Annotated in this window: 10 protein-coding genes; 6 read left to right on the top strand and 4 right to left on the bottom strand. The window is 72.1% G+C overall.

Translation table 11 applies throughout. The annotated features are described in order from the left end of the window. Positions 1-79: 79 nt before the first annotated feature. Complete coding sequence (locus ABZX61_RS61205; protein WP_355211314.1) at positions 80-1,249, bottom strand: acyl-CoA dehydrogenase family protein; 1,170 nt, start codon at positions 1,247-1,249, stop codon at positions 80-82. A gap of 113 nt (positions 1,250-1,362) precedes the next feature. Between ABZX61_RS61205 and ABZX61_RS61200 the strand changes: the two genes are divergently transcribed. Beyond that, entirely contained in the window at positions 1,363-2,076 is a 714-nt protein-coding gene (locus ABZX61_RS61200) for a TetR family transcriptional regulator (protein ID WP_355211311.1), read from the top strand. Here the strand turns inward: ABZX61_RS61200 and ABZX61_RS61195 are convergent. Next, complete coding sequence (locus ABZX61_RS61195; RefSeq protein ID WP_192785113.1) at positions 2,066-2,476, bottom strand: organic hydroperoxide resistance protein; 411 nt, start codon at positions 2,474-2,476, stop codon at positions 2,066-2,068. The genes ABZX61_RS61200 and ABZX61_RS61195 overlap by 11 nt on opposite strands. Before the next feature lie 80 nt (positions 2,477-2,556). Between ABZX61_RS61195 and ABZX61_RS61190 the strand changes: the two genes are divergently transcribed. Then, entirely contained in the window at positions 2,557-3,129 is a 573-nt protein-coding gene (locus ABZX61_RS61190) for a TetR/AcrR family transcriptional regulator (protein WP_355211308.1), read from the top strand. A gap of 25 nt (positions 3,130-3,154) precedes the next feature. On the opposite strand, the gene ABZX61_RS61185 is transcribed toward ABZX61_RS61190, so the two are convergent. Next, positions 3,155-4,933 (bottom strand): PA14 domain-containing protein, encoded by a 1,779-nt coding sequence (locus ABZX61_RS61185; RefSeq protein WP_355211305.1) that lies wholly within the window; start codon positions 4,931-4,933, stop codon positions 3,155-3,157. A gap of 116 nt (positions 4,934-5,049) precedes the next feature. Between ABZX61_RS61185 and ABZX61_RS61180 the strand changes: the two genes are divergently transcribed. The 4 genes from ABZX61_RS61180 to hypF all read left to right on the top strand — a co-directional run bounded on the left by ABZX61_RS61180 (position 5,050) and on the right by hypF (position 11,441). Further along, positions 5,050-6,090: an aminoglycoside phosphotransferase family protein gene (locus ABZX61_RS61180; protein WP_355211302.1), complete on the top strand. Its 1,041-nt coding sequence runs from the start codon at positions 5,050-5,052 to the stop codon at positions 6,088-6,090. 97 nt (positions 6,091-6,187) lie between these two features. Further along, positions 6,188-7,795, top strand: a complete 1,608-nt coding sequence (locus ABZX61_RS61175) for an FAD-dependent oxidoreductase (protein ID WP_355211299.1) — start codon at positions 6,188-6,190, stop codon at positions 7,793-7,795. Positions 7,796-7,830: 35 nt separating this feature from the next. Next, positions 7,831-9,063 (top strand): cytochrome P450, encoded by a 1,233-nt coding sequence (locus ABZX61_RS61170; RefSeq protein WP_355211296.1) that lies wholly within the window; start codon positions 7,831-7,833, stop codon positions 9,061-9,063. After that, the gene (hypF, locus tag ABZX61_RS61165) at positions 9,060-11,441 is read left to right on the top strand and encodes a carbamoyltransferase HypF (RefSeq protein WP_355211293.1); all 2,382 of its coding nucleotides are present in this window, start codon (positions 9,060-9,062) and stop codon (positions 11,439-11,441) included. Before ABZX61_RS61170 ends, hypF begins: the two co-directional genes overlap by 4 nt. Here the strand turns inward: hypF and ABZX61_RS61160 are convergent. Beyond that, complete coding sequence (locus ABZX61_RS61160) at positions 11,431-11,964, bottom strand: hypothetical protein (protein ID WP_355211290.1); 534 nt, start codon at positions 11,962-11,964, stop codon at positions 11,431-11,433. The two genes, hypF and ABZX61_RS61160, sit on opposite strands and share 11 nt — an antisense overlap. Positions 11,965-12,045: the final 81 nt, after the last annotated feature.

Here is a 12,045-nt window from a genome sequence, read left to right as displayed (position 1 = left end):
CTCTTCCGAGCGGCACCGCCTACGTGCGCGACCCGGCTCCGCGCGTGATCACTTAACCGGGTTCCCGCACGTTGACTGCCTACTTGAGGAGCTGGCGGGCCATCACCAGGCGCTGGATCTGGTTGGTGCCCTCGTAGATCTGGGTGATCTTGGCGTCGCGCATCATCCGCTCGACCGGATAGTCCCGCGTGTAGCCGTACCCCCCGAGCAGTTGGACGGCGTCCGTGGTGATCTCCATGGCGGCGTCCGAGGCCGCGCACTTGGCCGCGCTGGAGAAGAAGGTCAGCTCCTTCACCGGAGTGCCGCGCATGGCCGTCTCGGACATGCCCGCGGCCGTGTACGTGAGCTGCCGGGCCGCCTCCAGTTTCATGGCCATGTCGGCGATCATGAACTGCAGGCCCTGGAAGTCGGCGATCGGGCGGCCGAACTGGCGGCGTTCCTTGACGTAGCCGATCGCGTAGTCGAGGGCGCCCTGGGCGATGCCGAGGGCCTGGGCGGCGATGGTGACGCGGGTGTGGTCGAGGGTGGCAAGGGCGGTCTTGAAGCCGGTGCCCGGCTCGCCGATCATGCGCCAGGCCGGGATGCGGACGTCCTCCAGGATCACCTGGCGAGTCGGTGAGGCCTTGATGCCGAGCTTCTTCTCCTTGGGGCCGAAGGAGACGCCCTCGTCGGACTTCTCCACGACGAAGGCGGAGATGCCGCGCCCGCCGGCCGAGGGGTCCGTCACCGCCATGACCGTGTAGTACTCGGACACGCCGGCGTTGGTGATCCACATCTTGGTGCCGTTGAGGACGTAGTCGTCGCCGTCCCGGACCGCCCGGGTCTTCATCGCCGCCGCGTCCGAGCCCGCCTCCGGCTCGCTCAGCGCGTACGAGAACATGGCCTCGCCACTGGCCACCGAGGACAGGTAACGGGACTTGAGCTCCTCCGACGCCGACAGTAGGAGCGGGACCGTGCCGAGCTTGTTGACGGCCGGGATGAGCGAGGACGAGGCGCACGCCCGCGCCACCTCCTCGATGACGATCACCGTGGCCAGCGCGTCCGCCCCGGCGCCCCCGTACTGCTCAGGGATGTGTACGGCGTGGAAGTCGGCCGCCACGAGGTCCTTGTAGACCTCCCAGGGGAACTCCTCGCTCTCGTCCGCGGCGGCGGCCTGCGGGGCGATCTTCTCCTCGGCGAGGGCCCTGATCGCCTCGCGGAGCATGGGGTACTCCTCCGCCACGTCGTGCAGGTGGCCGGCCAGGCTCATACGCTTCTCCCAACTCAAGGACAGGCACTCAGTGACTTAAGATAAGGCACTGAGTGACATGACGCCAGAGCAGGTGTACGGTGAAGCCCCCGTTGGCGGATGGAAGGGAGCAGATGTCCGCGAGGCGAGACGCGCGCCGGGAGTTGATGTCCGCGGCCATCAGCATGTCGCTCGAGGCCGGGTTCGACGCGACCACGGTGGACGAGATCGCCAAGGCCGCCGGAGTGGCCAGGCGGACGTTCTTCCGGCACTTCCGCACGAAGGAGGACGCGATCCTCCCCGACCACGACGCGTGCCTGGGGCGGGTGACGGAGTTCCTGGAGTCGGCCTCCCCGCTGCGCTCGCCGCTTCTCGTGATCGCGGACGCCGCCGGGATCGTCCTGGACATGTACGCCGAGGACCCGGAGACCGCCGTCAAGCGGTACGAGCTGACGCGTCGGGTGCCGGCGCTGCGCGAGTGGGAGATCGCCGCCACCAGCCGCTACCAGCGGGCCTTCGTCGGCTACATGAACGGCCGCCGCGCGAAGGACGACAGGCCGGAGTTCCGGCTGCGCCACGAGGTCGCCTCCGCCGCCGTGGTGGCCGCGCACAACCACGTGCTGCGCGGCTGGCTGCGCTCCGCCGGCCACGGGGACGTACGCGCGCGGCTCGCGGCGGCGATCTCGGAGGTGACCAGGGCCCTCGGCCCCTGGGTGGACGGCCTCGAGGCCGAGGCCGCCGCGGACGAGGTCATGGTCGTCCTCACCACCCGCCGCACGCCGCTGTGGAAGATCGCCGAGGAGATCGAGGCCGTCACCGGCCGCCCCGACGACCCCGCTACTCGATGACCAGGTTGACGGGGATGTTGCCGCGGGTGGCGTTGGAGTAGGGGCACACCTGGTGGGTGGCCTCGACGAGCTCCCTGGCCGCCTCCGGCGCGATGGAGTCGGGCAGCTCGACCCGGAGCGTGGCCTCGAGCTGGAAGCCGCCCTTGCCGTTGGGCGACAGGCCGATCTCGGCCGTGACCGACGCGTCCGAGACGTCGAGCTTCTGCTGCGCGCCCACCAGCCGCATCGCCGAGGCGAAGCAGGCGGCGTAGCCGGCGGCGAAAAGCTGCTCGGGGTTGGTGCCCTCGCCGTCGCCGCCCAACTCCTTCTGCATGGCCAGCTTGACGTCCAGCTTTCCGTCCGAGGAGACCGCGCGGGCGTCGCGTCCGGCGGAGGTGGCGATGGCGGTGTAGATGCTCATGTCATTGCCCTTCGTTAGACAGACCTGTCTGTCTGCCGCTAGGCATGAGAATAGACAGGTCTGTCTGGTACCGTCAACTCGTGAGCGCAGAAACGTTGGAGGGCCGTCGCCCCAGCCCGGCGCGCGAGCGCGTCCTCGAGACCGCGACGCGCCTGTTCTACACGGACGGCGTCCACACGGTCGGGATCGACCGGATCATCGCCGAGGCGGGCGTCGCCAAGGCGACCTTCTACCACCACTTCCCGGGCAAGGACGACCTCGTCCGCGCCTACGTGGTCCACCAGACCTCGCTGCAGCGCACCCTGGTCACGACCCTGCGGGCCACCTCGCCGCGCGAGAAGCTGCTGGAGATGTTCGCCTACATGTGCGAGTTCGGCGCGGGCACCAGCTATCGCGGCTGCCCGTTCGTCAACACGGCGGCCGAGTATCCCGACCCCGCCCACCCCGTACGGCAGGCCATCAGCGAATATCGCCACTGGGTCCGCGACCTCTACCGCGACCTCCTGGCCGCCGACGGTCACCCCGACCCGGAGCGGACCGCCGACATCGTCCTGCTGCTCAGGGACGGGCTCGTGGTCGGCTTCGACCTCGACGATCCCGCCACGGTCCGCGCCGCCGTCCAGGAGGCTCTCACCAGGGTGCTGGCCACCTGAGCCTCCTGGCCGGCGGGCTCAGGGCTCAGCCGGCGAGCAGGTTCGCCGTGGGGATGATCTGCCGCTGTACGGTGGGGCTGGACCAGTGGAGCTGGGCGATGGCGTCGTAGCCGCTGTCGTAGAACTCCATCTTGATGTCGTGCGCCCCGGCGCTCAGCGCGATCTGGCCGCTGTCGTCGCGCTTGGAGTGGTCCGTCCAGTTGTCCACGAGGAGCGTGCCGTCCACCCAGAGCCGCACGCCGTCGTCGCTCGTGGTGATGAACGTGTACGTCTCGGCGCGCTCGGCGATCACCTTGCCGGTCCACCGCACGCTGAACGTGTCGGCGGACACGGCCGGGTCGGGGGCGTTCGCGCCCCAGTCGAAGTCCACCGCCGGGTCGATCCGGGTCAGCTTGGGCGCGGTCAGGTCGGCGTTGTCGAAGTAGGTCGCCGACAGGCCCTGCTGGTCGATGACCAGGGTGGTGGCCGAGCGCGCGGGGAGCGTGAGCGCCGCGGCGCCGCCCGCGACGGCGGCCGTGCCGGTGCGGTGCGGGGCCCACGCGTCGGAGGTGCTCTGCCAGATCGCGGCCGTGCCCGCCGTCAGGCCGGTGAACGCGAGCCTGGTCTCCAGCGGCTGGGCGCCGACGTTGACCAGGACGACGTTCTTGGACCCGTCCGAGGCGAACGCGTACAGCTGGTCGGTGTCGGCCGTCGCCTGCACCATGGTCGTGCCGAACGGGCGGAACAGGCCCTCGCCGGTGAACATGCCGATGCCGTGGTAGATGGGCAGCGGCTCGCTGCGCGGGATGCCGCCCTCACCCTTCGTGCTGGTCAGGCCGAGCTGGCCGTTCTTGTCGCCGTACTGGTAGGCGGCGGCTCCGGCGTGCAGGATCCGGCCCAGCGCCGCCGCGCCCCAGAGCGTGTTGAAGTGGGTCAGCGTACGGTGGCCGTCGGGGTCGTCGAAGTCGGAGTTGAACTCGCCGATCTGGAGGTCGATCTTGCGGCCGAGCACGGACTCGGCCAGCGCGCCGACCTCCTTCAGGTCCGTCTCGTAGCTACGGATGGCGGCGCCCAGCAGGTCCTCGTCGCTGATCGGGTCCGTGCCGTTGCCGTAGTCGTGGTAGTCGAGGAAGTCGACCCGGTCCCGTGAGCCCTCCAGGAACGTCCTGATGTACGACAGGTCGTTCCAGGCCGTGGCGGGGCCGCCGACGCGGACCGCGGAGTCCACGGCATCGAGGGCGTCGGTGATCAGGTTGAAGCGCCGGCTGTACTCAGATGCCGACATTTCCGGCTTTTCTGGGGTGCAGGTGCAGTTGAGTTCGTTGCCCAGAATGAAGCGGCGCACCGGCGTGCCCGAGGCGGCGAAGTGCCGGTAGAGGGCGACCGCGTCGTCCCGGTTCACCTCGGCGGTCTGACGGCCGTCCACCTGGAGGATGACGACCGGCTCGGCACCCAGGTCGCGGATGGCCGCGATCCAGGCGTCGCCCGTGATGGTCGTGTCGCATTTGTACCCGCCGCACACGATCGGGCTGGAGCGGTTGCCCGGCTCCTGGTAGTGCAGCTCTATGCGCATCCGGCCCGCTTTGAGGTTGCGCAGGTTTTCGCGGTGCCGGGAGTCCTTCGTGATGTAAGAGCCCTCGCCGTACCCGGTGATGCCGACGCCGTAGTCGCCGGCGGACAGCGTACGAACCGGCTTGGTGAAGTCCACCGACACGGCGGCGGGCACGGCCGCCTCCGCGGGTGCCGCCACCGGCCAGATCGCCACGGCCGCGGCCAGGCCGCCCGCGAGAGCGGCGCGGAGCGCGCGGCGCGCTAATGCAGTCATCCTTCTCCTGTCACAAGATCCGTGAGAACCCGTGGATCATGACATATGCGGATGACAGTGGAGTGAACGCCGCTGTGGCGGTTCATACTCGAACGCGTGGATCTCACCGCGGAGGGATGAGCGTGGTCACGGAGCTGGTCGCGTACGTGCGAGAGGCGTTCGGGTGGGATGACGACGTCGTGGTGTCGGCCGGGCCGCGCGGCGCGCTGGGGCAGATCTGGCGGCTGGAGGTGGACCCGGCGCGCTACGCGCTGAAGGAGATCTTCGGCGAGCCGCCGTCGGAGGCGTTGATCGAGGCGGAGTTGGCGTTCGCGCGGCGGGCGGCCGAGGCGGGAGTGCGGCTGCCGGCCGGTCGGCCCGACCGCGAGGGCCGCCACCTGCTCAGCGCGCCCGGTGGCGGGCCGTGGCTGCGCCTTTACGACTGGATCGACCTGCGCCCGGTCGATCTCGCGGCGCGGGCCACGCCGCGGGAGCTCGGAACGCTGCTGGCGCGCCTGCACCGATGCGCTCCCGCCGCGACGGCGGAGGCGGACGGCGGGCCACCCGCCGCCTGGTACCACCAGGTCCCCGCCGAGCGGGAATGGGCGCGGCCGGAGTATCACCAGGTCCCGGCCGAACAGGAATGGGAGCCGGCGGACGCGGCCGGGCAACCGGCCGCGCAGGAATGGGCCGGGCGGCTGGCCGAGCGGCTGGCCACGCTGCCCGAGCTGTGCGCGGCGGTCGCGCCGGCCGATCCCGCCGAGCTGATCGTCTGCCACCGCGACCTGCACCCGGAGAACGTCCTGGCCGACCCCGCGGGCGCCCTGGTGGTCGTCGACTGGGACAACCTCGGCCCGGCCGCGCCGGGGCGGGAGCTGGCCAGGGCGCTGTTCGACTGGTTCTGCGACGGCCCGGACGCGGACCTCGACGCCATGCGGGCCATGTACGAGGCCTACGTGCGCGACGGCGGGCCGGGGCGCATCACGGAGGCGGCCGACTTCTCGATGCTGCTGGCGACCCGGCTGAACTTCCTGCTGGTCCAGACCCGCGTCGCGCTGGACCCGGGGGCCGAGCGGCGGCACCGCGCGTGGGCGGAACGCGAGATCGACGAGTCCCTGCGCATCCTGCCGACGCCGCGCCAGCTCGCGGACGTGCTGGCGCTGACAGCCTCCCGCTGACCCGCGGGGCGGTTGGTGTGGCTATGACCGCAATGGGTATGCCACCCATGATTACTCACAGTAATCGCCACACTACGTGTCGAAGAGGGCGAACCAGATGAGAGTCGTCGTTGATCTCACCCGTTGCGAGGGCTACGGGCAGTGCGCCTTCCTCGCGCCGGATGTCTTCGCGATGCGCCGTTCCGAAGCCCTCATGTACGAGCTCCACCCGGACGACTCGGAGCGCACCCGCGTCCTGCGCGCCGCCGCGGCCTGCCCGGTCCAGGCCCTGGTGGTCGACCAGGTCCACACGCTCGGAAGGCCCGCCAAGGCCGCCCCGCCCAGGCCGGTGAACGGGAAGAGGCCTGTGGAGGTCGGCCGCGTCGTCATCGTGGGCGCCTCGCTGGCCGGGCTGCGGGCGGCGACGACGTTGCGCAGGGAGGGCTACGCCGGGTCGCTGACCCTGATCAGCGCGGAGCCGTACGAGCCGTACGACCGGCCGCCGCTGTCCAAGCAGGTCCTGACCGGGCAGGTGGCCGCCGACGACACCGCGCTGCCCCGGCGGGCCGAGTTCGAGGCCGAATGGCTGCTGGGGCAGGCGGCGACCGGCCTGGACCTGGCGGCCAGGCAGGTGCACCTCGCGGACGGCCGGAAGGTGGACTTCGACCGCCTGCTGATCGCCACGGGAGCACGCGCCCGGCCCTGGCCGAACGCGGCGGAGGCCGCCCTCGACGGGGTGTTCGTGCTGCGTACCAACGAGGACGCGGCCCGGCTGCGGGAGCGGCTGACCGCGGGCCCTCGCCGCGTGCTGATCATCGGCGCCGGCTTCACCGGGTCGGAGATCGCCTCCGTCTGCCGCGAACTGGGCCTGGGCGTCACCGTCACCGAGCGCGGGAAGGCGCCGCTGTCGGGCGCGCTGGGCGGGACGATCGGGGCGATCGCGGCGGACATGCAGCGCGACCACGGCGTGGACCTGCGCTGCGGGGTCACCGTCGAGGCGCTCGAAGGGGACGGGGACGGTCGCCTGCGCCGCGCCCGCCTGTCCGACGGCACCACGCTCGACGTGGACGTGGCGGTGGCCGCGCTCGGCGCGGAGCGCAACGTCGAATGGCTGGAGGGCTCGGGGCTGGCGGCCGGGGTGTGGGGAGTCGCCTGCGACGCAGGCTGCCGCGCGTTCGACGTCAACGCCCTGGTCACCGACAACGTCTTCGTCGCCGGCGACGTGGCGCGCTTCCCGCACCCGGTGTACGAGTACCAGTTCCTGTCCCTCGAACACTGGGGCAACGCGGTGACCCAGGCCCAGGTCGCGGCGCACAACATGATCAGCGCCGAGAGCGACCGCTGGCCGCACGTGTCCCTGCCGGTCTTCTGGTCCGCCCAGTTCGGCGTCAACATCAAGTCCGTCGGCGTGCCGACCTTCGCCGACGAGGTCGTCATCGCGCAGGGCTCGGTCGCCGATCGCCGGTTCGTCGCCGTCTACGGCAACCGGGGCCGCATCACGGCCGCCGTCGCCTTCGACCAGGCGATGTGGCTCGACTTCTACCAGGCGCAGATCGAGCGGGCCGCGCCGTTCCCGCCCGGCCCCGGCATGGTCGGGCAGCCCGACGGCCTCCAGGTCATGCCGGCCGACGTACCGCAGCGGATCTCCCCCACCTACGGCGCGACCGTGGTGCTGACCGGCCACAACCCGGACGAGCGCCGCGTGACGCTGCAGCGGCGGCAGTGAACCACACCGAGCAAGCACATCAGGGAGCCGTCACAGTGGCAGAGGAAGTGGCAGGGGCAAGCGTCTACGAGCAGATCCTCGACTACGCCAACCGCGCCGATCCGTACCCGCTCTACGCCGAGCTCCGCAGGACCCCGGTGGCGCGGCAGGCGGACGGCAGCTACGCGGTCAGCGGCTACCGGGAGATCGTCGCGCTGCTGCACGACCCGCGCGTCAGCTCCGACGTCCGCAACATTCCCGACATCGCCGCCGAGCAGGAGTCGGGGACGGCGCTGCCGTCGTCCTTCATCAGGACCGACCCGCCGGACCACGACCGGATCCGCTCCATGATGATGCGGCACTTCGGGCCGCCCCACTCCCCCGGCCGGGTCGACGGCATGGAACCCCGGATGATGCGGATCGTCACGGACCTGATCGACCGGTTCGCCGGAATGACCCGGGTCGACATCGTCGAGGACTTCGCCTATCCGTTGCCGGTCACGGTGATCTGCGACCTGCTGGGCGTGCCCCGCGAGGACGAGCCCCGCTTCCACCGGTGGTCGCAGGCCATCATCGAGACCATCGACCCGACGACCGGGACCGTCGCCGAGCGGGAGCGGCGGAACATGGAGGTCAGGACGGAGCTCGGCACGTACATGAAGGAGCTGACGGACGCCCACCGGCGGCGGCCGGGCGACGACCTGCTCTCGGCCATCGTCACCGACCTGGCCATCGACCTGCGGCTGGAGGAGCTGCTGAGCGCCGCCGCGACGCTGCTCGTCGCCGGCCACGAGACCACCGTCAACCTCGTCACCAACGGCATGCTCACCCTGCTGCGCAACCCCCGCGTGCTGGACCGGCTGCGCCACGAGCCCGACCTGGTCGTCGGCACGGTCGAGGAGCTGCTCCGCTTCGAGCCGCCGGTGCAGCTGCTCAGCCTGCGCCGCTCCGCGCTGGCCGACATCGACATCGCGGGCACGACGATCCCGAAAGGCGCCATCATCAGCCTCGTGCTCGCCGCCGGCAGCCGTGATCCCGCGCGTTTCCCCGATCCCGACCGTTTCGACCCCGACCGGCAGGACAACCAGCACCTCGGCTTCGGCAGCGGCATCCACTACTGCTTCGGGGCCCCGCTGGCGCGGCTGGAGACGCAGCTCGCGCTGGGCGAGCTCGCGCGGCGGCTGGTCAATCCGCGCCTGGTCGCCGACCCGCCGCCGTACCGGCCGAACCCGGGGCTGCGCGGGCCCCGGCACCTCTACGTGGAGTTCGACGACGTCCTTCCCGCATGAGCGATCCGCGCCTCGCCGACGGGGTGATTCAGTCGGGGCCGTTCTCGTTGCAGACTGGCCCGATGGGGGTGCGGGTCCGGGTCGAGGGCGTCGTTCAGGGAGTGGGGTTCCGGCCGTTCGTGCACGGGCTGGCCACGCGGCTCGGGCTGGCGGGCCGGGTGGGCAACGACGCGCACGGCGTCTTCGTCGAGCTGGAGGGCGGGCACGGCGAGATCGCGGAGTTCCTGGTACGGCTGGAGCGCGACGCGCCCCCGCTGGCCGCGATCGAGCGGGTGACCGTCACCTCGCGTGCGGTGCGCGCCGACGGCCGGTTCCGGATCGTCGCGAGCGACCCGTCGGGGGCCTCACGCACGCTGGTGTCGCCCGACATCGCGACCTGCGCCGACTGCCTGGCGGAGCTGGCCGACCCCGCCGACCGGCGCTACCGCTACCCGTTCGTCAACTGCGTCAACTGCGGGCCGCGGCTGACGATCGTACGGACGATGCCGTACGACCGGCCCCTGACCACGATGGCGGGGTTCGCCATGTGCGACGGCTGCCTGGCCGAGTACCACGATCCGGCCGACCGGCGCTTCCACGCGCAGCCCATCTGCTGCCCGGCCTGCGGCCCCGCGCTCAGGCTCGTCGGTGCGGCGGGCGAGCCGCCGGCAGAGCTCGTCGGCGCGGCGGGCGACCCGCCGGCAGAGCTCGTCGGCGCGGCGGGCGACCCGCTGGCCGGGGCCGTGCGGGTGCTGCGGCGGGGCGGGGTGCTGGCGGTGAAGGGGCTCGGCGGCTACCACCTGTCGGTGCCGGCCGCCGACGAGGACGCCGCCGCCGAGCTGCGGCGGCGCAAGCAGCGCGAGGACAAGCCGTTCGCGGTCATGATCGCCGACCTGGCCGCGGCCCGGCGGCTGTGCGAGGTGGACGAGGCCGGCGCCGCGCTCCTGACCGACCGCGCGCGGCCGGTCGTCCTGCTGCCGCGCCGCCCGGACGCGGCGGTGGCCGGGGCCGTCGCGCCGGGGAGCCGCGAGCTCGGGCTGATGCTGCCGTACACGCCGCTGCACCACCTGCTGCTCGCCGACCTGGGCGCCCCGATCGTGCTGACCAGCGGCAACCGCTCGGACGAGCCGATCGCGTACGACGACCGCGACGCCCTGGAACGGCTCGGCGGCATCGCGGACGCGTTCCTCACGCATGACCGCCCGATCCACCTGCGCGCCGACGACTCGGTGGTGCGGCCCTTCCGGGGGAAGGGGATGGCCGTGCGGCGTTCGCGCGGCCACGCCCCGCGCCCGTTCACGCTGGCCTGGGAGGCACCCAGGCGGATCCTCGGCTGCGGCGCCGAGCTGAAGAACACCTTCTGCCTGGTGAAGGGGCGGCACGCGTTCGTCTCCCCGCACATCGGCGATCTGGAGGACTACGAGACCTTCCGGTCATACGTGGAGGGGATCGAGCATTTCGCCGCGCTGTTCGACGTGCGTCCCGAGGTGGTGGCCCACGACCTGCACCCGGAGTACCTGTCCACCAAGCACGCCCTGGGCCTGCCGGACGTGGAGCTGGTCGCCGTCCAGCACCACCACGCGCACGTCGCCGCCTGCCTGGCCGACAACGGCGAGCACGGCCGGGTGATCGGTGTCGCGTTCGACGGGCTCGGCTACGGGCTCGACGGGACCCTGTGGGGCGGCGAGTTCCTGCTGGCCGACCTGGTCGCGTTCGAGCGGGCCGGACATCTGGCGCCCGTGCCGATGCCGGGCGGCAGCGCGGCGATCAGGCAGCCGTGGCGGATGGCCGCCGCGTACCTGGACGGCGAGGGCGAGACGTCGGCCGTGGCCCGGCGCAACGAGCGGCGGTGGGGGCAGGTGAGCGCGCTGGCCCGGCGCGGCGGGACGGCCGCGCCGCTGACGTCCAGCGCGGGCCGGCTGTTCGACGCGGTGGCGGCGCTGCTCGGCGTGCGCGACGCCATCACGTACGAGGGGCAGGCCGCGATCGAGCTGGAGCAGCTCGCCGACGCCGCCGAGCGTGGCGGCTACCCGGCGGCCGTCTCGCGCGACGGCGGCGTGCTGGTGGTGGCGGGCTCGGACCTGGTACGGGCCGCCCTGGCGGATCTGGCCGCGGGCGTCGGCGTGCCGGTCATCTCCGCCCGCTTCCACAACGGCGTGAGCGATCTCATCGTGCGCTGCTGCCGGATGCTGCGCGACGGGACGGGGCTGACGACGGTCGCGCTGTCCGGCGGCGTCTTCCAGAACCTGCTGCTGCTGCGGCGCACGGTGGACCGGCTGGTCGGGGCCGGATTCCGGGTGCTCACCCACTCCGGCGTGCCGGCCAACGACGGCGGCATCAGCCTCGGCCAGGTGGCCGTCGCCGCCGCCCGGGACCGGCTCGGCCCGGTCAGTCCATAGGGCGCTCCATGGGGCTTTCCGGCACGTCCCGGTGAGGCCACGGGGAGGCGCCGACCACGACCCCGTACAGCAGGTGGTCGGCCAGCAGCGCCAGGCGCTCCCTCGTGGTGCGGGGATGACGCGGCAGGCCGAGGGCGGGCGCGATGGCCGCCTCGAAGGCGAGCCAGAACGCCACGCCGTAGGCAGGTCCCGCCCAGGCGCGGCGGCGCAGCCGGTACGGCAGCAACCCGTACAGCGCCCCTCCGGCCGTACCGTACCCCCAGTGCGCCAGCTCTACCATCGCGGGTCGCCGCCGGTGGTGCACCCGGCGGAACAACCGCGGGACGGTGCGCTCCAGCACTGCCTCGGGCGGCACCTTCGCCACGAGGCCGATCGCCGTCGTGAACTGCCGCAATCCGGACATCGCCATGGAGCCGATCGCTCCCCGCGCGGCGGCCCGCACGAGGGCCTGCGCAGGCCGGGTCGAGACGCGTTCGCGCAGCTCATCACGGGCGCCGGTACGGGTCGGCAGGGTCTGCGTCATGGTTTACAACCTCCGTCATCACGGTATGTCCGCTACGTAGAGTCGCAGGTCGGATACCAAGTGATATGGGGGCCTAAACCT

It is taken from the genome of Nonomuraea sp. NPDC003709 (genome assembly GCF_040610775.1).
Taxonomy (GTDB): Bacteria; Actinomycetota; Actinomycetes; order Streptosporangiales; family Streptosporangiaceae; genus Nonomuraea; species Nonomuraea angiospora_A.
Note: the sequence above shows the minus strand (reverse complement) of the source record. Positions and strands in the feature narration are given on the sequence as shown.

Bases quoted from the DNA above. Each gene is read 5' to 3' on its own strand.
- ABZX61_RS61205 (WP_355211314.1), bottom strand. From the start codon at position 1,249: ATGAGCCTGGCCGGCCACCTGCACGACGTGGCGGAGGAGTACCCCATG.
- ABZX61_RS61200 (WP_355211311.1), top strand. From the start codon at position 1,363: ATGTCCGCGAGGCGAGACGCGCGCCGGGAGTTGATGTCCGCGGCCATC.
- ABZX61_RS61195 (WP_192785113.1), bottom strand. From the start codon at position 2,476: ATGAGCATCTACACCGCCATCGCCACCTCCGCCGGACGCGACGCCCGC.
- ABZX61_RS61185 (WP_355211305.1), bottom strand. From the start codon at position 4,933: ATGACTGCATTAGCGCGCCGCGCGCTCCGCGCCGCTCTCGCGGGCGGC.
- ABZX61_RS61180 (WP_355211302.1), top strand. From the start codon at position 5,050: ATGAGCGTGGTCACGGAGCTGGTCGCGTACGTGCGAGAGGCGTTCGGG.
- ABZX61_RS61175 (WP_355211299.1), top strand. From the start codon at position 6,188: ATGAGAGTCGTCGTTGATCTCACCCGTTGCGAGGGCTACGGGCAGTGC.
- hypF (WP_355211293.1), top strand. From the start codon at position 9,060: ATGAGCGATCCGCGCCTCGCCGACGGGGTGATTCAGTCGGGGCCGTTC.
- ABZX61_RS61160 (WP_355211290.1), bottom strand. From the start codon at position 11,964: ATGACGCAGACCCTGCCGACCCGTACCGGCGCCCGTGATGAGCTGCGC.